Here is a 24,058-nt window from a genome sequence, read left to right as displayed (position 1 = left end):
AATGYTCAGTAGGCGCATTTGATCTGACAAGTTATGTCCAGTCTGGGGACGGAAGGAGCCGTTTCTCTCTGATCATAACAATAGCTCGTATTGCAGAATTTTAGCTTAGCAGATCGTAAGTTCGCCGTCTACTGTAAAAGAAAGTAAAATGTTCGCAAGTGTTTCGGTACTTGCGAACATTTAGTGCTCCCGACGAGATTCGAACTCATATCGATGGTACCGGAAACCATAATTCTATCCGTTGAACTACGGGAGCATTTGCGCAAATATAGGAAATTGATTTAAACCATATGTGATTTTGGTAGCTATAAAGTTATTGGCAAATTCTCTTTTAATTTTTTCATTGGTCGATGATATATAATTAACCGCATTAACTCCTTTAGGCGTAACTTTTTATAAAGCAAAAGGCCATTAGCAGGTAATTGGAGTTAAATAATTTCGGTTTAAGTGAACGGCAGTCCGTTAAGTTTTGTTACCAACTTGCTATTATAATAATGATAAGCATGTATTTTAACGAGGTGCGCAGGTGCTTAAGGGCATTGGTGAGCTGATTTTCAACCGTGCGTTTAGAGATATTTAACCGGGCCGAGATCTCAGTGATAGACAAATTGTCTTTTCTGCTCATTTTGTAAATTTCGCGGCATCTTTTGGGCAGGTCATTTAATAAAGTGTCAATCGTCGAATCAAATTCGGTTTCCCATATTTTTGTTTCACCTTCATTTATTTCCGAAAGTTGATTAAGTGCATAGGCGTCATCTTCGCTATTTTCATAATCTTCTACATAGTGAATTGGGGCGGCTTTGAGTGTTTGCTTTTTGCGGATACCATGATAACTGGCAGCGGTAATTACATAGTTTTTAAAAGAGTTTATATTTAACTCATGCCGCTTGTTCCAAATATTCAAAAAAATATCGTGGGTTATTTCCAGGCATGCTTCTTCGTCTTTAACATATCGGTAGGCAACTGTATAAACACGCGACCAATAGCGTTCAAAAAGTTGATTAAACGCTTTTTCGTCATTCTGAAGCATTGCCCCAATTAATTCGGGATCTGTTAAACTTTGGTTGAGCATACAATTGGTAACATAAAGCTATGGATTAAAAATCAGTTAATAAACTTTTTAACCGGAGTTCTTAATTATTATCCCAATCCTTTCATGGATTGCATACTAAAGCAAAAATATTTTTTTTGTTTTTATGTGTGTTGTCGCATCCATATGTATCTATACTTATATAACCCAATATTAAACCCATACGTACCCTGATTGATGACCGAAGAACAATATCTTTCTCTGTGCGAGAAATATTTAAAAGGGAACTGTAGCCCCGAGGAAGAGTTACTGATAAAAAACTACCAGGATAAGGCTGGATTGACTGATGATCTGTGGAATAAAAGTACCAAGGGCGATGAGGATCACATACGGTTATTATTGCGTAACAAATTGCAAAAAAGTATTCATCAACAAAAAATACCTGTTATAAATAGATATAGGTGGCAATTTGCGGCAGCAGCAGCTGTATTGTTATTTATATCCATTAGCCTGTTTTTTATTAGTTTAAACCGTGTAAAGCCGGTATCATACATCGCCAAGAGGACTAAAGTAATAGAAAATGATATTCCACCCGGCTCCAATAGAGCTGTTTTAACACTATCAAACGGAAAACAGATAGTGCTTGATAACGCCGCAAATGGTGTATTAAGTAAGCAAGGCAGCGTAGCCATATCTAAATCCGGAAATGGTTTAATTATCAAAAATGACGGAGAAAACAATGAGCAATTAAAGGGTAATGCCTTAACCACCATTACCATTCCGCGAGGGGGCAAGTATGACGTGGTACTGCCCGATGGTACTAAGGTTTGGTTAAACTCTTCTTCGTCGCTAACCTTCCCAATCACTTTTACCGGAATTGAAAGAAAAGTTACACTAATTGGGGAGGCTTACTTTGAAGTGGCAAAAAACAAGCGTATGCCGTTTAAAATAAATGTGAATGATAAACAGGTGGTAGAGGTATTGGGTACCCATTTTAATATCAGCGCCTATGCCGATGAAAATAATATTACCACAACCTTGCTGGAAGGCGCTGTTAAAATAAATTACAACAACAAGTATACTTTTATTAAGCCGGGCCAAATGGCAGTGAATGATTTAAAGCAAGATATGAAAGTTAAACCGGCGGACGTTGATGAAATTATGGCCTGGAAAAATGGCATGTTCATTTTCAATAATGAAAACATTCAAAACATGATGAAAAAAATTTCCAGGTGGTATGATGTGGACGTGGTTTTTAAAGGTGATATGAACGATGTTAACTTTACAGGTAACTATTCCCGCTCCAAGAGTTTATCAAGCCTGGTAAAAAATATCGAGATATTGGATAAAGTTCATTTTGTAATTGAAGGAAGGAGGGTAACCATTATAGCTAAATAACTACATCCCATTAAAAATCCAAAAACCGGGAGTGTTGAGACCACCCCCGGCATTGTTTAGCTGACAAAGGCTAACGCGGATAAAAAACCAATTAATACGATAACCAATTATTTAATCCTAAACAAATGTATAAAATTTTTACTGCACTAAAGTGCGGGGAGATGCCTTGCCATGCGCCTAAATTCCTTCTGATCATGAAACTTATAATCATTATTTTAATGGTTACTTTTTTGCAGGTAAATGCTGCAAGCTATGCTCAGGAGGTTAGTATAAATGTAAAAAATGCATCTGTTAATGAAGTGCTTAACCAGTTAACCAAACAAACCGGTTACAACTTTATTTGCGATGCTGCTATTATAAAAGTAACAAACCCTGTAACTATTAATGTTAATCATGCGGCGTTAAAAAACGTATTAAACCAATGTTTTGCTAACCAGCCTGTAGAGATAGTTTTTGGCGACGACAATACGGTTGTAATAAAGCAAAAAAGCCATCTTAATAAACCGGTTATTCAGGCTATATCTATTACCGGAAAAGTAACAGATAGCCAGGGGCAGGCTTTGCCGGGGGTAAGTATTAAATTAAAAGGCACCCAGGAAGGCACCGTATCCGATAATAATGGCGGCTATTCAATTAAAGTGCCCGATAATAACAGTGTACTTGTGTTTTCTTTTATAGGCTTTGTTACCCGTGAAATTACGGTTGGCGGTAACACAGTGATTAACGTGACCCTTGCTGATGCACCCCGAACGCTTAGCGATGTTATTGTTGTTGGTTATGGTACGCAATCAAGGGCTACTGTAACAGCGGCAATTACAAAGGTTGATGGTAAAAACATTGGAAATCAGCCGGTAGGCACTCCGGGTGAAGCTTTGGCCGGTTTAGCGGCCGGTGTACAGGTACAATCAGATCAGGGTGCAAAACCGGGCGCTGCGCCTACCATTCGTGTGCGTGGCGTAAGCTCATTAAGTTCGTCCAATGATCCCTTATATGTAGTTGATGGCTATCCGCTGGAAACAGCCGCTAATTTTAACCTGATTAACCCTGGTGATATTGAGTCGTTAGAGGTACTTAAAGATGCGGCATCGGCAGCTATTTACGGCTCACGTGCGGCTAACGGCGTAGTGCTGGTTACTACCAAAAGGGGCAAGGCAGGCAAAACTACGTTTGCTGTTACCGCCTATTCCGGCATCCAGAACGTAACCAAATATATTAGTGTTTTAAAAAAGGATCAGTATGTGCAACAGGTTAAAGACCTCAGCCGAATTAAAGGATTACAGTATCCCAGCATATTAGATGGTGATATCTCCGGCCTGCCGGATGTTGACTGGCAAAAGGCTATTTTCAGGTCTGCTCCGGTTAGTGATTTCGAATTGAATGCCTCTGGTGGCAGCGAGAAAATCCGCTTTAATGCTTCTGCCGGCTTTTTCAGACAAAAAGGGGTATTAATAGGCACTGATTACAGCCGTTACACTACCCGCGTAAACCTGGATGCGGATATTGTTAAAAATCTAAAGTTCAGTTTCTCCATTTCACCATCATATGCCGAACAGTTTAGGCAACCCTCATCTGGCCAGGCCAGTGGCGCCGGGGCCAACCCCGCCGATTATATAGTAGGTGTACCCGGATTAGTGGCCAATTTGAATTTACCGAGTCCGCTTAATCAGGCTTTAACTTTTCAGCCAATTGTACCGGTATACCGTGCCAACGGCGATTTTGCAGAGCCTTATGACCGCGAACTGGGTTACAACCTGTCGCCTACAGCAGTATTTTCTGCCAGTAACTTTTATAGCCCGGTAAATATTCTAAGTCAGTCTATAAATCGTTCCAGGGCATTCCGTACATTAAGTAACGCCTTTTTAGAATATACGCCTATCCCTGCGTTAAAATTAAAAACCTATATAGGCGCCACGCTGGAGAATGAGCAGGTTCATGGCTATATACCGGGTACCATGGCCTATAGCTCGGCACCAACGGCTTCTGCTTCAAATCCACAATTGGCAGGCATTTTCGCTTCAGACAATGTGCGTAACAGTTTTGACTGGGTTTGGGAAAATACAGCCACCTACGATAAGCAGATTGGCCAGCATCACTTTAACGTGCTGGGTTTGTTTTCGGCCCAAAAGTATAATTCGCAAATAAACTATACCGCGGGTTTGCCGGGTACATTTATCACCACTGCCGTGCAAAGCCCGCTGGCATCACCTAATACGGTTGGCACCGAGGTTTTCGATGCTAATACTTTCCTGTCTTATGCGGGCAGGTTTACTTATGATTATAGTCGTAAATATCTGTTCACCGCCGCTGTTCGCCAGGATGCTTCATCCCGCTTTGGGCCCAACAACAGGTATGCAGTATTCCCTTCGTTTTCTATGGGCTGGCGTTTGGCCGAGGAGTCTTTCCTGAAAGAGCCACTGGCCAAATTAAGCATTAATGAATTGAAGCTGAGAGGTGGATACGGCCGCACAGGTAATGCTAACATTGGCAGTTTTACATATGTAAACTCCATTGCGTTAAATAAAAATTATGCATCCGGCAGCAACCGCTTGTTCGGCACGCAGCAAACAGGTTTTGCAAACCCCGATTTAACATGGGAAAAGAACGACCAGACCAGTGTTGGCACAGATATTGGCTTTATGCAAAATAAAATTGCGCTAACCTTTGATTATTTTATCCGCAATTCAAACGGAATGTTGCTCAATAAGGCTTTGCCGCTTGATGTTGGTTATGCTACATCGTACCAGGCCAACCTGGGTAAGCTGCAAAACAAGGGATTTGAGTTTACAGCCAGTACCAGTTTCAGGTTAGGCCCGGTAAACTGGAACACCAATGCCAACTTCTCCACCTATAAAACCAAGGTGCTTGATTTGGGCGGTCCGGCTGCTTTGCCGGCCGTTCAGGCTATTAATGGCTGGAACAACGTTTACCAGGTAAAAGTAGGCCAGCCTTTGGGTATTATGTACGGCTACCAAATTGCGGGCGTGTATAGAAACGCGGCCGACCTTGCCAATAATGCTAAAGTTGCGTCTGGTAATAATATAGGCGACCTGATGATCAAAGACCAGAATGGTGACGGCGTAATTAACGTTAAGGATGTTACAGCATTAGGCCACGGCCTGCCCGATTTTACTTATGGTTTAACTAATACTTTCCAATACAAAAACTTTGACCTGAGTATATTGATACAAGGTGTACAGGGGGTGAATATTATTAATGGTAATAACAGGCAAACCCTTACAGGTAACAACAACCAAAACTCGCTGAGCAAATATTATAAAAACTACTTTGACCCGGCCGATCCTACAAGAAATGTTTTATACGCAAGCCCGATTGCCACCAGCGCGCTTCCCGGCCCTGCCTTAACAAGCCTGAGTGTGGAAAACGGATCGTACCTGCGGGTAAGGAACATTACGCTGGGTTACCGCCTCAGCGACATCACGCTGCGTAAGCTTTTTGTAAAATCAGCCAGACTTTATGTAACGGCTCAAAATCCTTTCCTGATTACTAAATACACCGGCTACAACCCGGAAGCCAATATCATGGGAAGCGACCCCACCACGCCGGGTGTTGACCAGGGAACTTATCCTACGGCACGCACAATTATTATAGGTATCAATTTTGGATTTTAATTGCTATAACACTAAAGATCATGAAAATTAAAAAATTAATTATATGCAGTATATCCATACTTATTTTAAGTGTGGCGCTAACCTCCTGTAAAAAATCATTTGTTAACATTACGCCCCAGGGCATTGTTCCGGTAACCACTTATTACACTACCGAGATAGATATTAAAACCGCGCTTACCGGTACCTACAGCAGCCTGAGGCCTATTTATAACGAGCAGTATGGGTTTGGTGAGCTCCCTTCTGATAATGCCCAAACTTATGGCGAAAGCGAGGTGCTGTATGGCGAAGAAGATAAACTGACCTGGACAGCCACATCAACCAATTTACAAAATGCCTGGACCCGTTTTTACGCTACCATAGCCTATGCTAATATTGTATTGGGGCACGTTGGCACCCCTGTTATGACCGACGCGAATCGCAACAGTTATACCGGGCAGGCCAAATTTTTAAGGGCTTTAATGTATTTTAACCTGGTGCGCATGTATGGCGGCGTGCCGCTGATATTGACCGAAATTACCTCGGAGCAGCAGGCTTATACCTATAATCGTGTTACCACTGCAGCTGTGTATGCGCAAATTGAAAAGGATCTGACCGAGGCCGCGGCCGTATTGCCGGCAAGTTACACCGGGTCGGATATTGGCCGGGCTACCAGTATTGCAGCTAATGCCCTTTTAGGTAAGGTTTACATGTTCGAGAACAAGTTTACCCAGGCCGAATCGATTTTAGCTACTGTTGCGGCTACTTCCGGTACACTTATTCCTTACGATCAGATCTTCGGGCTGGGTAAGGATAATAACAAGGATATTATATTTTCGGTACAATATCTTGGCGGTGGCTTTGGCGAGGGTAATACTTTTGCAAGGAACTTTGTGCCGCAGCCATCGGGAACTACCATTACGGCCGTTACCGGTAACAGCAATAATATCGGCACCCCCGATCTTTATAATGCTTTTGAACCAGGAGATAACCGTTTAAACACCGCTATTGGCGTTTATACTTCTGGCACGCTGGTGTATTACTACGCTAAAAAGTTTATTTATCAAAGTGTGGGAGCCAACAGCGAGGGCGATAACGATTGGCCGGTACTGCGCTATGGCGATATCATTTTGCTGTATGCCGAAGCCTTGAATGAGAACGGCAAAACAAGCGATGCGTTAACCCAGCTTAACCTGATCCGTAATCGCTCAGGTTTGGCCTCTAAAACTGGTCTATCTCAGGCTGATGCACGTACAGCCATTCGTAAAGAGCGGCGTGTGGAGCTTTGCTTTGAAGCCGAAAGATGGTTCGATCTGATCAGGTGGAATATCTTTGTACAGGTTATGACTGATTATAAAGCAACCAACAAGCCGGTTAATGGCTCAATAGGTAATATAGTACCTACGCTAAATTTGTATCCCATCCCAGCAAGGGAGATTTCTTTAAATCCTAATCTTACCCAAAACCCCGGGTATTAAGCCGAAACGCCCTGCCATGATTTTACACATGGCAGGGCGTTTTTAATAAATGGGGATCCCTTCTCTGTTTTTATTTTCCCGGCGTCTATTCTGAAAGGCTGATACCCCAGGTGTCAACGTTCGGGATGCCTGTACACGCGATGTGGTTGCGTGAGTTGCTTTCAATTCAATTGTAACAATAATGGTATGGTCAATTCAGCATATCAATTAGCTTTTTTGTGCAATTAAACCAATAAAAATTAAGTCGAAGTTAGCGTTGTCATATCCATCCAATAAAAAAACCTATGATAATGTATAAGAAACACCTTCAGATTTATTTAAAAAGTAATAGCGTCAGGATAGCTTTTGTATTTATTGTTTTATCGTTATTTTCTTCAACAATACTTTTAGCAAATACTATAACAGTGTCTTCTATTGCCGATTTGCAAAAGGCCATTAATAAGGCTAAACCGGGTGACCTGATTACTGTTACTGATGGTGTTTATACAACAACAGAGGATATTATTGTTAATAATAAAGGCACTGAGAAGGAACCTATAACAATTGCCGCACAAAACTTAGGCAAGGCAGAAATTACCGGAAAAGGTGGCTTTAGCCTGATGAACCCGGCAGCATATATTGTTATACGGGGCTTTAAATTTACACATGCCGCCGGTCGTGCAAAAACAGGCGTAGGTACAAGCAATTGCCGTTTTACACAAAACCTTTTTGAAAACCCGGGTGATGGCGAGGAACTTACCGTTGCCGGTAGCGACCAGGAAATTGATTATAATACCTTTCAAAATAAAAATGCCATGGGGCGGTTTATCGCTATCCGTGGCGAGGGGAAGCAAATTGCCGAAAGACTGCATATTCATCATAACTATTTTAACAATTTTGCCAGCCAGGGCGGTAAAAACGGTGCCGAAGCGCTTCAGTTTGGGTTAAGCGGTTTTAGTTTATCATCAAGCAATAGTATTGTTGAGTATAATTTATTTGAAAGGTGCCAGGGCGAGAATGAATTGATCTCGGTTAAAGCGTCGGCGGTAACACTGAGGTATAATACCATTCGGGATTGTCCGGCTCAGTTTACTTTACGCCATGGCAACAAAAGTTTGGTTTACGGCAATTATTTCTTCAACACGCCGGGACTTCGCATTTTTGGTGACGACCACCTGATCTATAGTAATTATTTTGAAAATTGCAGTTCGGCCATGGTAATTGGTAATGGCGACGGTGAAGTAGCTGATGGTGCACAGCTAACAGCTCATGACCGGCCCGACAGGATATTGATTGGATTTAATACGCTGATTAACAATAAGGAAAATATTATTCAAACAGAGCGTAAGAATGGAATGGGAGCCACTTATGTTACAGTAGTAAATAATATTATCCAGGGTGGGGGATCTGCGGCTGCTATTTCAGGGCCTTATACCAACCCGCAATGGGCAGGCAATATTTTGTATAATGTAAAGGATGCCGGTAATATACCAGCTGAGGGTTATAAAACAGTTGATCCAAAACTGGTAAAAACATCTTCTGGTATTTATCACCTTCAATCCGGCAGCCCTGCCATTGATCATGCAACTGCATCTTATCCCGGTGTTAACGTTGATATGGACGGGCAGCCACGTATTGCGCCCTTTGATATCGGGGCAGATGAGCTTAGCACTGCAACTGTTAAAGCACATGTTCTTGATGCTGCAGATGTAGGTTATAACACTAAGCATTAAGCACAAAAGAATTAATTATATCAATGAAAAATATTACCGCATTCATCCTATGCTGGCTAATTGCTGTTAACACATTTGCGCAAAGAGGAACAAGCCAGTGGGTTTATCGCGGTGCCAATGGCAAACTGGTTTATAAAACCACGCCAACCGGCGATAAGATCATGGATTTTTCGCAAGCCGGTTATAAGGGTGGTGGTGTGGCCTTGCCAGTTGTGCCCGTAAAATGTTTAGTAAATTCATCAGGTGGAAACGATGATACTCAGTTAATTCAGAACGCCATTAACAAGGTGGCAGCAATGCCATTAAAAAATGGATTTAGAGGAGCAGTGGAGCTTACCCCGGGGGTATTTATTTGTTCTGGTCCAATCATTTTGTCAACACCAGGGATAGTATTGCGGGGGGGCGGTAGCGGAACAGGAGGAACTACAATAAAAATGGTTGGTAGTCCTCATACTGCTATAATAATTGGCCGCGGCAACCTAAATGTGCCATTAGGAAAAACAGAAAGATCAGATAGCGGTATAGTAAACACTGCCAAAACCTTAATTACCGATGCTTATGTACCATCGGGCGCAATAGCTTTCACGGTGGCGGATGCCTCGGGATTTGCAATTGGAGATACCATAGCCATTAACAGACCAGTGACCGAAAACTGGGTTCATTTTATGGGAATGGATAATATGACCCGCGAGGGTAAACCGCAAACATGGATCAAAGCAGGCGCAATGGGTATTAGCAAAAGAAGAATTACAGCCATTTCGGGCAACAAATTAACTGTAGATATTCCCCTTGCTGATTCTTATGATTCCAGGTTTTTAAACCCACCAGGTATTGAGGTTGCAAAAGTAAAGTCTGTATGGCGTGTTACACAGGTTGGGATAGAAAATATTCATATCCAATGCCCGCCCCTTGAAATTGATTATGGACATGCCCCCTATGCCGGTATACGCATTGGTGGTGATGATTGCTGGGTTAAAAATGTGTTTTGCGAAGAAACAATGAATACAACTGTACTTGCCGGCAGCAGGATCACTATGGAAAAGGTTATTGTTAAGCATACTTATCCAAATCTTGGTGCATCTAAACCAACGGATTTTAGTTTGGAAGGGAGCGAAAACCTGATTGACCGTTGCGAAATAACAGGTGGTAATACTTATTTTGTTTGGACATCTTCATTAATTCCGGGGCCTAATGTTTTGCTTAATTGCACTTTTAAGGGTATAGGCAGCCGCATACAGCCCCACCAACGATGGGCTACCGGCCTATTGGTTGATAACTGTACGGTACCCGATGGAGGTATAGATTTTATGAATCGTGGTGCCGCAGGCTCTGGCCACGGCTGGACGATGGGCTGGGCCGTTGCCTGGAATTGCGTTGCCAAAACATATATAATCCAAAACCCGCCCGGTGCAGTAAACTGGGCTATCGGATGTATTGGCAAAAGGGAGCAAACAGCAAGACTGTTTGACAGCGGCCCTGTTTTAACGGAAGGCACCTTTGATTCTCACGGGTTTCCGGTTGCTATACAAAGCCTTTACCTGGCGCAGCTTGCGGATAGGTTGGGAATAACGGGATTAAGAAATATAGGTTATGCGGCGAACACAGTGCGCATGTTTCCTAATAAACAGGTAAAAGCCTCCCCGGTTGAAACAGATTATAATAAACAACCCGGTTTAAACCTGGCGCTAAACCGCCCGGTAAACACAAGCAATGTTAAAGATAATTTACGTGAATTTGGTGGCGAGAAAGCAATTGACGGAAACAGCAACACTTATTGGTGTGCAGGCGAGGGCGTAACAAAGGCTACGATTGAGATTGATATGGAAGGCCCTGTTGACATCAATACCTTTCAATTCAGCGAGGCGCTGGGGCAGCATATAAACAGCTATAAAATTGAAGCGCTTGTAAATAGCGACTGGAAATTATTAGCCGGAGGGAGTGGAGTTGTTGGAAAGAAACAGATCTTGAAATTTCCTGCCACTATAGCCTGGAAAGTTAAACTGACGATACTTAAAGCCAGCGGACCTATCGCGATAAACAATTTGGGCCTGTATCTTGAGCAAACAGGCCCGAAGAGCAAAATATGACCCTACTATAACGTTTTCGTAGATTATTACCGATCCGAGGTGGTACCAAACATCATCGTGCTTGTATCTTAGGGTAAGAGCGGTGCAAACGCGTGCTCATAACCAATTAGCATAATTGCAAATCATTATAAACCATAGCGGTAACCCGCTAAAAAGTAAACCAATATGAAAAAACATTTTATAGCCTGTTTGCTATTGCTATTATTTACGCATACTGTTTTTGCTCAAAAAGAGCTTACCCGCGACGAACGTATGAAATGGTGGCGCGAAGCCCGTTTCGGAATGTTTATTCACTGGGGCGATTATGCCGGATTGGGGGGTGTATACAAGGGGCATGAGGTAGGACGTGGCGGAGAGTGGATCATGAACAGGGGTAAAATCCCGGTAGCCGAATACCAACAGTACGCTAAAAAGTTTAATCCTGTAAAATACGATCCGGACGCCTGGGTAAAACTGGCTAAAGAGGCAGGCATGAAATACATTGTGATAACTGCAAAGCATCATGATGGTTTTGCCATGTTTAAATCAAACGCCAGTAAATGGAATATTGCCGATGCTACACCTTATGGTAAAGATGTTTTAAAACCATTAGCTGCAGCTTGCCGCAAATATGGTATTAAACTGGGCTTTTATTATTCACAGGCCCAGGACTGGAATAACCCCGGTGGTGCAGCGGCACGTAAAATAAGCAGCGAAGGTTGGGCAAACCCCGACTCAGCAAAGATTGATGCCTATACCAAAGAAAACAACGGCCATTGGGACCCTGCACAAACCTCAAGCACTATGGCTCAATATATTGATAAAGTAGCCGTACCGCAGGTAAAAGAGCTGCTTACTAATTATGGCGATGTTGCTGTAATTTGGTGGGATACGCCAACAGCAATGACGGACGAGTTTGCGCAAAAACTTCAGGACGTATTAAAGCTACAACCCAATATTATAACTAACGACCGGCTTAAACGCCCCAATTTTGCCGGCGATTATAAAACACCCGAACAAAAGATCCCTAACCTTAGTGAGCTTGACGGAAAAGATTGGGAAACCTGCATGACCATGAATGGAACCTGGGGTTATAAAAGTTACGACCATAAATGGAAAACTGCCGAAACTTTGATCCACAACTTAATTGACATAGCCTCAAAAGGTGGAAATTACCTGTTAAATGTTGGCCCCACTGCCGAGGGTGAGTTCCCGCAGGAAAGCATAACTACTTTAAAAAAAATGGGCGAATGGATGAAGGTAAACAGCGAAGCTATATACGCCACCAAGGCAAGCCCGTTACAACCGCTAAGCTGGGGGCGTTGCACCCTTAAGCCCGATGGTAAAAATACAATCCTCTATTTTTCTGTATTTAACTGGCCTGTAGATGGTAAACTGGTAATTCCTGGGTTGAAAAATGAAGTTGTTAGTGCTAAAATGCTTGACGGGGGGAATGGTTTAAAAGCCGACGCAGGTAATGACGGCATAACTGTAAATGTAGCCGATAAGGCTGTTGATAGTATTGCCACGGTAATTAAGCTTGTGGTTAAGGGAGATGTGAATACCCAAACCGGCAAACTTGCCGGTGAAATAAAAACCGGGGCGCTTGATTAATAATTTGAACTATTGTTAATGGTAAATTAAGTTAAATGAAACCACAATTGCTAAAAGTATCATCTGGTCCGGCTCAGTCCTTTAGTGTACGGCGGGATCTGGTTCCTTCTATTAATAACAAATGGCATTATCACCCGGAAGTTGAGTTGATCCACTTTGAAAAAGGTAGCGGAACTCAATTTATAGGTGATAACATTCGGCAGTTTAATACCGGCGATATTGTAATGGTAGGATCATATCTGCCGCATTACTGGCGGTTTGATGATGTCTATTTTTCCAGGGAAAATAGTGCCGAAGTTGATATCAGGGTTGCTCATTTTTGCGAAAATTTTTGGGGGAATGATTTTTTGCAACTGCCGGAGAACAAGATGATAAAAACTGTTCTGGAAAAAGCCAGGCGTGGGATACAAATTACCGGAAAAGCAAAAAAAGCTATTGCCGAAATTATGGGAAGGCTGCTTGTAGCCGAAGGGGCAAAAAGAATATTATTATTGATGGAGGTATTAAATGCCATTGCCGAATGTGACCAGGCCGATAGCTTATCATCAATAGGATTTAGCCCGAATGTTGAGGAGTCGCGAAATGACAGCATCAATGTTATTTACGAGTATTCACTGGCCAACTTTAAAAATAAAATACATATGGATGAACTTGCCGAATTGGCTGGGGTTAGTCCAAACTCATTTTGCCGGTATTTTAAATCGCGCACGCACAAAACCTATTCTAAATTTTTGCTGGAGATTAAAGTTGGGCATGCCTGTAAATTACTTATAGAAAACAGGCTGCCCTTAAAGCAATTATGTTACGAAAGCGGCTTCAACAATTTTGCAAATTTTCATAAATACTTTAAACGGATTACCGGCAAAAGCCCTTTAAATTATCAAAGAGAGTTTATCCAGGTAAAATCAACCTCTTTATATGAATAAATTAGTACTACACATTTACTTAGCACTTTTTTTTGGCGGTACTGCTGCAAGCGCACAAACCGGTAAAGAAATAATAACTATAGCAACAAAAAACACAAGTGTAGTACTTAAAGTGGGTGCCAATAACAGGCTATACCAGGCATACCTGGGGAAACGGTTTTTAAATCAGGTAGATAATAGCTTAATCCCCAATAATAAACATGAGGCTTATATTACCGGGGGGATGGAAGACCTATTACAACCTGCCATCCGCTTAATTCATAGCGACGGTAACCCATCGCTCGAGCTAAGGTATGTAAACCACACAACAAAAAATTTAGACGAAAATATTTCAGAAACCAATATATTGTTGCAGGATCCCAAATATCCGGTGCAGGTAATATTGCATTACCAGGCTTTTAATAAGGAGGATATCATAAAATCATGGGCCGAAATAAAAAATGATGAAAAAGGTGAAATAACCTTAGAAAATTACGCTTCATCTATGCTGCATTTTGAGGCTAAAGATTATTGGCTTACGCAGTTTCATGGTGATTGGGCCTCTGAAATGAAAATGCAGGAAAGCAAGCTTACAAGCGGCGTAAAAGAAATAGACAGTAAATTGGGCACCCGCGCCGATATGTATCAAACCCCGGTATTTTTCCTCGCACTAAATAAACCGGCAGATGAAACAACCGGGGAGTTAATTGCAGGCACATTAGCGTGGACGGGCAATTTTCAATTCCATTTTGAAATAGATGAACGCAACGCGTTAAGAGTAATATCGGGCATTAACCCCTATGCATCAGCCTATAAATTAAAAAAAGGCGAAACCTTTGTAACTCCGGCGTTTATTTTTACTTATTCAACTACAGGGAAGGGGCAGGCGAGCCGGAATTTGCATCAATGGGCGCGCAATTATGGTGTACTGGATGGCAATAAACCACGCCTCACCTTATTAAATAACTGGGAGGCTACACATGTTAATTTTGATGAAAAAGAACTGGTGGGCTTATTTGATGATGCTACAAAACTGGGTGTCGATCTGTTTTTGCTTGATGACGGATGGTTCGGAAACAAATACCCCCGTGATAACGACAAAGCGGGATTAGGAGATTGGCAGGAGAACAAGTCAAAACTACCAAACGGGATAGGCTATTTGGTTAAACAAGCTGAGGCTAAAGGATTAAAATTTGGCATCTGGCTTGAGCCGGAAATGGTCAATCCTAAAAGTGAACTATATGAGCAGCATCCGGATTGGATTTTAAAATTACCTAACCGGGATGAAAATTATCAGCGTAACCAGTTAGTGTTAGATCTTACAAATCCTAAAGTAGCCGACTATGTATACCATACGGTGGTTGATATGCTAACTAAGAATCCTGGCCTGGCTTATATTAAATGGGATTGTAACCGGAGTATGAGTAATACCTGGTCGCCATATTTAAAGGATAGGCAGTCGGCGTTGTTTGTTGACTATACTTTAAGCCTTTATAAAATCTTAGATCGTATAAGGCAAAAATATCCGCATTTACCTATTATGCTGTGTTCAGGAGGCGGGGGCCGTACCGACTATGGGGCTTTAAAATACTTCACTGAGTTTTGGCCAAGTGATGATACCGATCCCCTGGAGCGCGTGTATATACAATGGGGGTATAGTAATTTTTTCCCGGCCTCAACTATCTCAAGCCACGTTACATCCTGGGGAAAACAATCTATCAAATTCCGTACAGATGTTGCCATGATGGGTAAGCTGGGGTATGATATTAAGGTAAGCAAAATGACCGATGAGGAATTGCAGTTTAGCAAGCAGGCTGTTAAAAATTATAGCCGGCTAAACAATACAATCTGGCTTGGCGATCTGTACCGTATTATTTCTCCCTACGACGAAAACCGCATGGTGGCTATGTATGTAAATGCCGAAAAGTCAAAGGCTGTTTTGTTTAATTACAACCTTAACACAAGGTATAAAGAAGTATTTAACAGGGTGCGGCTACAGGGACTGGACAATCAAAAATTATATAAGGTGGAAGAAACAAACCTTATGCTGGGTGCCAGGTCAAACCTTGCAGAAAATGGTCGTGTTTTTAGCGGTGATTATTTGATGACTATGGGGCTTAATTTAACCCCGGGAAAGTTAATCCCGTTAACCAGCATGGTAATAGAGATAAATGCAGAGAATTAAAATTAATATAAGCTACTGATGCAATTTAAACAATACACCATAATAGCATTGCTTGCCGGAATAATTATACCTGCAGCAAGGGCTCAGACTAAAACCGTTACTTTGGATTATTTCTTTAATAATGAATATCGTAAAAATGCATCGGGTACAATGGAGCGTTTTCATTATACCTGGGAGGATACCAAAAGTTCCGGATATTCAATATGGGGGGATATTTTTAAACAGAATGGAGCAAGCCTGAAAAGCCTTACAGAGCAACCCAGTGCAGAAAGTTTAAAAGGTACCGATATTTATATTATTGTTGACCCTGATACGAGGAAAGAAACGGCCAGTCCTAATTATATTGAGCCCCGGCATATTGAAGCCATAACCGGTTGGGTAAAAAATGGTGGCGTGTTGGTAATGCTTGCAAATGACAGCGCTAATGCCGAGCTGCCTCATTTAAATAATCTTGCTGAAAAATTTGGAATTCATTTTAATGATGATTTATATAAGCACGTTATTGACAAACAATTTGAAATGGGAGCGATAAATGTGCCCCCGGATAATTCTGTATTTAAAACGGCCAGAAAGATTTATTTGAAGGATATAGCAACGCTTAAATTATCGTTAAATGCAAAACCGGTACTTACAGATAGTAACAAAGTGATTGTAGCCGTTGCCCGTTATGGAAGGGGGATAGTGTTTGCAGTTGGCGACCCGTGGATATATAATGAATACACGAACGGGCGGCTTCCGGCAACATTTGGTTTCGAAAACGATAAAGTGGCAATAGATATAACCAAATGGCTCCTGGCGCAGATGCCCAAAAAGAAATAGTTTAATAAACAAAGGATGAAAAATGCTGGTTTTGATTATTTGGAAATATAAAATGCAGTGAATAAGTGTCTTGCGTTAAAATATAGGTGCAGGTTTTTAAGTAACATTTATGTTGCTATTTTGTACTTATCCAATTTTTAATATACTTTTAAATGGTGGCAGAATGAATTCTGTCAAAATTATAAGCCAGTTAACATCGTATAAATAATTTATACTTATAAATAAAATGGGGCTGTTTAATAGCTGATAAATTAACTTTAGTGTAATTAACCAGATAGCAATATAGATGAATAAATTGCTAAATTAATTGCATAAACAAGTCGTAATTATAATTTAATTGCAATACCAATTATCAAAAAACCAATTATTAGTAATATAGGCTTACTTAAAGGGAGACTGTATTATTTATTAGATGAAAAATGCTGTCTGAAGTAGAGTTAATAACGTTAATTAAGCAAGGAGATATCCGGGCCTTTGATGAGTTTTATAAAAGAAACTGGAGGGTCTTATATCAGGTGGCTTATCGTTCAACAGGTTCTCCCGACGATGCGAAGGACCTTGTTCAAACGGTTTTTATCAGTTTATGGAAATGCCGGTTTAATCTTTGCCCCGATCAATATAATTCATCTTACCTGTTAAGAGCACTGAAGAATAACATTATTAACTTTTATAAAAAGGATGCAGTCAGGAAAAAAGGTGTGGATGAACTTTTGCAGTTAAGCGGCGGTAACGAATTTACTAATGAAGACGATTTAATTGCCAAAGAGCTCGCACTTACAATTGAAGGCCGTATTAAAGAACTTCCCGGTAAAATGCAGCAGGTATTTGTATTATCCCGTCAACAAAACTTATCTATCAGCGAAATATCTGAGATGCTCAACATAGCCCCCAGAACCGTAAAAAATCAGATCTCCAATGCCCTCAAAATATTACGTACAGGATTGGACGTATTCCTGGTAATAATTTTCCTTTTTTTTAAATAAATCTGGTACCAAAACCAGTTGGGCTTGTATTATACGTACCAATGCATGAACTGCCTTGTAAGCAGGATATTTTAAAACCAAATACACTTTTATAATAATGATAAAATGGCTGAAGCCTGGTCATAAGCCTGTAGCTGGTGAAGCACATCTGCAAGATGAGGAGGCAATGAAGGCGGTAGAGAAGCAGATGTTAACCAACATCCATAAAGAGATTTATGGCAAATGGTATTTTATAAAAACAACACCTGGCAAATATGCTGTCGCAGCTTCATTTGTGCTGCTGTGTTGCTCTATAGCATTGGGTCTTAAACTTTCTTTTAAAAATAAAATCAATTTTGTTACGGTAGCCGCCGCAAAGGGGCATATAAATATTATTTCTCTGCCCGATGGATCAACGGTATGGTTAAATTCAGGATCATCTATAAGATATCCGGATAGGTTTGGCGAAACGCGGGAGATACAGCTGATTAACGGCGAAGCTTATTTTGATATAAAGCATAATGAACATTCTCCTTTTATAGTTCACTATGGCGGTTTACATGCGCGGGTTTTAGGAACGGCCTTCAATATAAAGTACTTTAAAAATGTAAGCGATGTAAGAGTAACTGTAACAAGGGGGCGTGTTGAGGTTGGAAAAGGTATTAACAGCTTTGGTGTACTTGCACGTGATAATGAAGTTTCTTACGATCAGCTAAATAATCAGCATACTATCCGCAAAGTAGATTCGCGAAAGATAGCTGCCTGGCGAACAAATGAGGTTAATTTATACAATGTTTCTTTTGCCGAATTAACGCTCAGGCTGGAAAACATCTATAACATTCATGTTAGCTATGATCATAATAAAATGAATGCATTACCAACAACTATTCATTTTTCAGATAAGGATAATTTACAGCAGGTGCTTGAAATTATTAAAACGATACACCATGTTAACTATACAATAAGCGGGAAGGAGGTTTTATTGGAGAAAAAAGTTAACAGATAATAAACAAAAAATGTCAATGTCCATGAGCAAAGCTTAACGGACACTGACACTGTAGTTAATGTAAGTTATTGGCAGGTTCGAAGCTAAACCAATGATTTACACAGTTTTTAAACAAAAACTCTGTAAAGATGATAAAAAAATTGACTAAATCTTTTACTTTTTTCATGAAAGTATCAATAACTGTAATAGTTTGTTCGCTGGTGTTTTGCCAGTTATTGCTGGCTAAAACAGCAGAGAGCCAAATTTCAGCCACCCTTGTCAAAATTTCATTTGGCAAAGAAAGCCTGCAAAGCTCTATCAGTAAGCTCGAGAAGCAAACGGGCATTAAATTTTCCTATAACCCCGAAGATTTAAAGGGGTATTCCGTTAAACCCAATAAATTTAAAGAAGAAAGATTGAGCAGTGTGCTTAATTATTTATTTTCTAAAACCCAACTTACTTTTAAAGAAATTAACGATGGTATTGTAATTTATGAGAAAACAGCATCATTAAAAACAAGTTTAACAACCAATGAAACCAATGGGCCGAATATAAATAATGTATCTGCCGATATTACCATTACGGGTAAGGTGTCGGATGCAAATGGCTCGTTACCTGGTGTTTCTGTAGTGATTGAAGGTAGCACTAAGGGCGTTATTACTAATACAAATGGCGATTATGCGCTTAAAGCGGCCCCGGATGCCACACTTGTATTTTCTTCTATCGGGTATAAAACACAAAAGGTAGCCGTAAACAATCAAACGGTTATTAATGTAACCATGACAAGCGACCTGAAATCACTAAGTGATGTAATAGTAGTTGGTTATGGTGTTCAGAAAAAATCAGATATAACAGGTTCAATAGTTTCTGTTAATGAACAGGCACTTCGCGACATTCCGGCCGCAAATATAGGCCAGGCGTTACAGGGGCAGGCTGCCGGTGTTGATATTCAAAAAAGTGGAGGTAATAATCATCCCGGTGCATCACCCTCTATTTTAATCAGAGGAACCCGGTCAAAAAATGCTTCAAATGCTCCTTTGATTGTAGTTGATGGTCTTCCTTTTAATGGGAGCCTTAATGATATAAACCCGGATGATATCACTTCTTTAGAAGTGTTAAAGGATGCTTCTTCAACTGCTATTTATGGTTCGAGGGGTGCTAACGGTGTTTTGTTGGTTTCTACCCGCCGGGGGAAAAAAGGCGGCCCGGTTATATCCTACAGTGGTTATGCCGGTTATAACCAACCATTGGGGCATTATAATATTATGAATGGCCCGCAATTTACAGATCTGAAAAAATGGGGTCTTATTAATGGAAACCCCGGTAAATATACAGGGCTCGATGATCCGAAATTTTTAACAGATGGCTCTTTTGCCCCCCAGGAGGTAACCTCAATAAATACAGGGCGCAGTACCGACTGGCAGAATCTTATCTATAGAAACGGTTTTGTAACAGATCATCAATTAGGTGTTACAGGTGGGAGCGAACTAACCCAGTATGCCATATCGGGAGGGTATTATAATGAAACAGGCATTTATTTCGGCCAGTCTTTTGCACGTTACTCCATTAAGCTTAGTATCGATCAGCAATTGGGTAAATATGTTAAAGTTGGTTTAAGCAGCCTGAACACATTGAGTTATACGAACGGCGAAAATGCCAACCCGCTTGGCCAGGCCTTAAGGGCAAGCCCGCTTTCAACTCCATATGATGATGCTACCGGCAAACTGGTAGGTTTTACAGCCGGAAGCGCTAACCAGGTGTGGAATCCGCTTGCTAATTTTGTTCCGAATGCTGTTGTTGAAACCCGGAAAAGATTTGGAACTTTTACTACACTATATGCAGAAGCCAATCTTGCACCGGGCTTAAAATACAGGTTTAATGGCGGTGCCGAAATACGGCCAGATGTATACGGAAACTTTTATGCCGGCGCCACAACCAACAACCTTGGCGGAGCATCAACAGCAACTAACCAAAGTACTTACAGCTATAATTACACGCTTGAAAATATATTAACTTACGATAAAGTAATTGCACAAAAGCACCATATAAACTTTACGGGTTTATACAGTTTGCAGGAAAGCCAGTCGCAATATAACTCGTTTAGTTACAATAATATTTTATCAGATGGTATTCAGTATTTTAATCCGCAATACGGATCCAATTTAAGCGGCACAGGTACATATTCCAAATGGGATATAATCTCCTATATGGCAAGGGTAAACTATGGTTATGCCAATAAATACCTGCTTACATTAACCATGCGTTCAGATGGGTCATCCCGTTTGGCTCCGGGCAACAAATATCATGTGTTCCCTTCAGCCGCCGCTGCCTGGAATGTTACCCAGGAACGTTTTTTAAGTGATTCGCGCGTATTATCAAACCTTAAATTACGTGTAAGCTACGGTACGGTTGGTAATACAGCAATTGATCCTTACCAAACGCTGGGTGCTTTATCATCAGTTACTTACAATTTTGGCTCTACAAACCTAACCGGCGCTTATCCAACAAGCGTCCCTAATCCTAACCTTACATGGGAATATACATCTACATTAAATGCAGGGGTTGATTTTGGCTTTTTCCAGGGGCGCATCACCGGTGCGGTTGATGCCTATCAGCAGCGTACACGGTCATTGTTGTTACCGTTGTCCTTACCGCCAACATCGGGTATCCCCAACAGTATTTTAACCAATGTGGGCCAAACACAAAATAAAGGTATCGAAATAAGCTTAAATACTATTAATATACCTGGTAATGGAAGAAATAGCTTTAGCTGGTCTACCGGTTTTAATATCACCTTTAACAGGGGTAAGGTAACCAAATTATCAAATGGTGTTACCCAGGATATCACCAACAACCTGTTCGTTGGCCAGCCCCTCGGCGCTATATTTGATTATAAAAAAACCGGCATCTGGCAAAATACGGCTGCCGATACTGCTCAGGCTAAAAGCCTGGGACTTACCACTACCGGAACCGGTTCTGTTATAGGTACCATAAAAGTAGAAGATGTAAATAAAGATGGAAAGATTAATGCCAGCGACAGGATAATACTCGGATCCGATCAGCCCAAATATACAGGTGGATTTACCAACAGGATTGGTTTTAAAGGATTTGATTTTACCGTAGTAGGAGTTTATCGGGTTGGCGGCACAATAACGTCAAGGTTATTTCAGAGCGGTGGTTTTGTCAACACCTTCCAGGGTAATTATAATAATATAAATGAGGATTACTGGACACCAACCAATCATCAAAATTATTACCCTAAGCCAAATTCTGCAGCAACCAATACGCCTTACTCATCATTGCTAAGCTATTTTGATGGTACTTTTCTCAAAATAAGGAGCGCTACCCTGGGTTATTATATGCCCGAATCAATAACGAAACGTATTAAAGCAAAGTCATTAAGGATATACGCTACGGCGCAAAATCCATTTATACTTTTTTCTCCATACCGCAATACGTATCATGGTCTTGACCCCGAAACAGCAGGAAGTTTGGCCATTGATACTCCTCCTACCAAGTCGTTTACATTCGGTATTAACATGACACTTTAAATTAAAATACGATGAAAAGGATATATATATATTTATACACCTGTTTATTTTTAGGTCTTATAACTACAGCATGTAAAAAAACATTGGTAGAAGGCCCAAAATCAACCCTTACACCCGCTTTTTTTGCAACAAACCAGGGCTTCCAGGCCGGCCTCACTGCGGCTTATGCCGGGTTCCGTACCATATGGGGACCGGACACCTATTTTGAAATGACGGTACCCGGTACCGATGAGTTTATTGCTGGTAATGATGGTAATAATGGACTGGTAAAATATAACAGTAACTTTAACACCGCCGATGGTATAGTTGCAGGGGTCTGGAAAAATTGCTACACCTACATCAATACCTGTAACGGGTTAATCAATAATGCCCCCGCAGGGCTTGATACAGCTACAAAATCAAGAGGTATTGCCGAGGCGAAATTTTTGCGTGCAAACTACTATTTTATCTTAGTACAGTTTTGGGGAGATGTAACGCTTAATAAAACATTTCAGGCTACCCCTACAACCTCTGCAGCGCGCAGCAAAATGGCCGATGCTTATGATTTTATAATTCAGGACCTGAAAGACGCTATCGCCGTTCTTCCTGCGGGCCCGCTATCCAGCGGTGTTCTGCCGGGTAAGGCTACAAAAGCTGCTGCCATACACATGCTGGCAAAAGTTTATTTAACAAGAGCCGGTTCATCAGCCAAACAAGCAGATGATTATAAAAATGCGTATACAAATGCAATTAATTTGATCACTAATGTTGCCCCCGCAGCAGGCCTAAGGTTACAGCAGGATTTTGGAAGTGTATTTGCCGAAGGCAATGAAAGTAACAGCGAAATATTATGGACAGTGCAACACACGACAACGCTGGCCTACAATGGTTCGCCTACTCAAAATAATAGCGGCCCCGATAATCTCTTGTGCCATTTATTTGCGCCGAAATATGAGGTGCAGCCAGGTATGCAGCGCAGTACGCTTTACGGGCGCCCTTATATTCGTGCAGTGCCTACCCATTGGCTTACAGATACCGTATTTAAAGAAAGGGTGAATGACCAGCGTTATAAAAAAACATTTCAAACCATGTGGTTATGTAACAATGCGGCTTCTATACCCACCTGGCCTAATCCTTTGCCGGCAGGCGCCCCGGCAAGTGCACAGCCGGGCGCCCCTAAATTTACTGTTGGGGATACAGCTATATGGATGCCGGGTTATGCGATGACTTCAAGCCAAATTGCCGGATACCGTTACCAGGTTATCCCGCCAAATAAATATAGCATTGCTTTGTCACCTGCCATGATCAAGTATTTTGATACCAAACGGCCAGATCAAAATTCGCCATCCAGCAGGCCAATCATAATATACAGATTAGCCGAAACCTATTTAATTGCTGCCGAAGCATTATTGATGGATGGCCGTGCAGCCGATGCCGTGCCGTATATAAACGCGGTGCGCGAAAGGGCTGCTTATCCATCGGGCAACGCAGCTGCAATGGATATCGCTGCTGATAAAGTTACGTTGGATTTTATTTTGGATGAGCGTTCAAGAGAACTATGCGGCGAACTTGTACGCTGGATGGACCTGGCCAGGACAGGTAAATTATTGGAACGCGTAAAGCTGCATAATACAGATGGTAAGAATAATATTCAACCATTTCATGTACTGCGGCCAATTCCGCAAACACAGATTGATGCTACAATTACCGGTACTCCGTACCCTCAAAACCCTGGCTGGTAAACCAGGGTTTTGAGAATAATTTAAGTG

Annotated in this window: 14 protein-coding genes and 1 tRNA gene; 13 read left to right on the top strand and 2 right to left on the bottom strand. The window is 41.3% G+C overall.

Features of this window, described 5'->3' with window-relative positions:
• Window positions 1–184: 184 nt before the first annotated feature.
• Together AC1DQW_RS15275 and AC1DQW_RS15270 are read right to left on the bottom strand one after the other, a co-directional pair.
• Window positions 185–256: transfer RNA gene (locus tag AC1DQW_RS15275), tRNA-Arg, on the bottom strand.
• 216 nt (window positions 257–472) lie between these two features.
• The gene (locus AC1DQW_RS15270) at window positions 473–1,072 is read right to left on the bottom strand and encodes an RNA polymerase sigma factor (protein ID WP_477454875.1); all 600 of its coding nucleotides are present in this window, start codon (window positions 1,070–1,072) and stop codon (window positions 473–475) included.
• 195 nt (window positions 1,073–1,267) lie between these two features.
• Here AC1DQW_RS15270 and AC1DQW_RS15265 point away from each other — a divergent pair, with 195 nt between their 5' ends.
• The 13 genes from AC1DQW_RS15265 to AC1DQW_RS15205 all read left to right on the top strand — a co-directional run bounded on the left by AC1DQW_RS15265 (window position 1,268) and on the right by AC1DQW_RS15205 (window position 24,031).
• Window positions 1,268–2,428, top strand: a complete 1,161-nt coding sequence (locus tag AC1DQW_RS15265; protein ID WP_477454874.1) for a FecR family protein — start codon at window positions 1,268–1,270, stop codon at window positions 2,426–2,428.
• 125 nt (window positions 2,429–2,553) lie between these two features.
• Window positions 2,554–6,057 (top strand): SusC/RagA family TonB-linked outer membrane protein, encoded by a 3,504-nt coding sequence (locus AC1DQW_RS15260; protein ID WP_477454873.1) that lies wholly within the window; start codon window positions 2,554–2,556, stop codon window positions 6,055–6,057.
• A gap of 20 nt (window positions 6,058–6,077) precedes the next feature.
• On the top strand, window positions 6,078–7,511 hold the full coding sequence (locus tag AC1DQW_RS15255; protein WP_477454872.1) for a RagB/SusD family nutrient uptake outer membrane protein: 1,434 nt from the start codon (window positions 6,078–6,080) through the stop codon (window positions 7,509–7,511).
• A gap of 290 nt (window positions 7,512–7,801) precedes the next feature.
• Window positions 7,802–9,223 carry a chondroitinase-B domain-containing protein gene (locus AC1DQW_RS15250; protein ID WP_477454871.1) on the top strand — a complete coding sequence of 474 codons (1,422 nt, stop codon included), beginning with the start codon at window positions 7,802–7,804 and terminating at the stop codon, window positions 9,221–9,223.
• Window positions 9,224–9,246: 23 nt separating this feature from the next.
• On the top strand, window positions 9,247–11,310 hold the full coding sequence (locus tag AC1DQW_RS15245) for a discoidin domain-containing protein (RefSeq protein ID WP_477454870.1): 2,064 nt from the start codon (window positions 9,247–9,249) through the stop codon (window positions 11,308–11,310).
• 165 nt (window positions 11,311–11,475) lie between these two features.
• Window positions 11,476–12,903 (top strand): alpha-L-fucosidase, encoded by a 1,428-nt coding sequence (locus AC1DQW_RS15240; protein ID WP_477454869.1) that lies wholly within the window; start codon window positions 11,476–11,478, stop codon window positions 12,901–12,903.
• A gap of 35 nt (window positions 12,904–12,938) precedes the next feature.
• The gene (locus AC1DQW_RS15235; protein WP_477454868.1) at window positions 12,939–13,829 is read left to right on the top strand and encodes an AraC family transcriptional regulator; all 891 of its coding nucleotides are present in this window, start codon (window positions 12,939–12,941) and stop codon (window positions 13,827–13,829) included.
• The gene (locus tag AC1DQW_RS15230; RefSeq protein ID WP_477454867.1) at window positions 13,822–15,993 is read left to right on the top strand and encodes an alpha-galactosidase; all 2,172 of its coding nucleotides are present in this window, start codon (window positions 13,822–13,824) and stop codon (window positions 15,991–15,993) included. Before AC1DQW_RS15235 ends, AC1DQW_RS15230 begins: the two co-directional genes overlap by 8 nt.
• A gap of 18 nt (window positions 15,994–16,011) precedes the next feature.
• The gene (locus AC1DQW_RS15225; RefSeq protein WP_477454866.1) at window positions 16,012–16,812 is read left to right on the top strand and encodes a DUF4350 domain-containing protein; all 801 of its coding nucleotides are present in this window, start codon (window positions 16,012–16,014) and stop codon (window positions 16,810–16,812) included.
• A 419-nt stretch (window positions 16,813–17,231) separates the two neighbouring features.
• Window positions 17,232–17,795: an RNA polymerase sigma factor gene (locus AC1DQW_RS15220; protein ID WP_477454864.1), complete on the top strand. Its 564-nt coding sequence runs from the start codon at window positions 17,232–17,234 to the stop codon at window positions 17,793–17,795.
• A 97-nt stretch (window positions 17,796–17,892) separates the two neighbouring features.
• Window positions 17,893–18,780 carry a FecR family protein gene (locus tag AC1DQW_RS15215; RefSeq protein ID WP_477454863.1) on the top strand — a complete coding sequence of 296 codons (888 nt, stop codon included), beginning with the start codon at window positions 17,893–17,895 and terminating at the stop codon, window positions 18,778–18,780.
• A gap of 164 nt (window positions 18,781–18,944) precedes the next feature.
• Window positions 18,945–22,310 (top strand): SusC/RagA family TonB-linked outer membrane protein, encoded by a 3,366-nt coding sequence (locus AC1DQW_RS15210; protein WP_477454862.1) that lies wholly within the window; start codon window positions 18,945–18,947, stop codon window positions 22,308–22,310.
• A gap of 11 nt (window positions 22,311–22,321) precedes the next feature.
• Window positions 22,322–24,031, top strand: coding sequence for a RagB/SusD family nutrient uptake outer membrane protein (locus tag AC1DQW_RS15205; protein WP_477454861.1), 1,710 nt, complete (start codon window positions 22,322–22,324; stop codon window positions 24,029–24,031).
• Window positions 24,032–24,058 lie beyond the last annotated feature (27 nt).

The sequence above is a fragment of the Mucilaginibacter sp. P5_A4 genome, from assembly GCF_056400605.1.
Note: the sequence above shows the minus strand (reverse complement) of the source record. Positions and strands in the feature narration are given on the sequence as shown.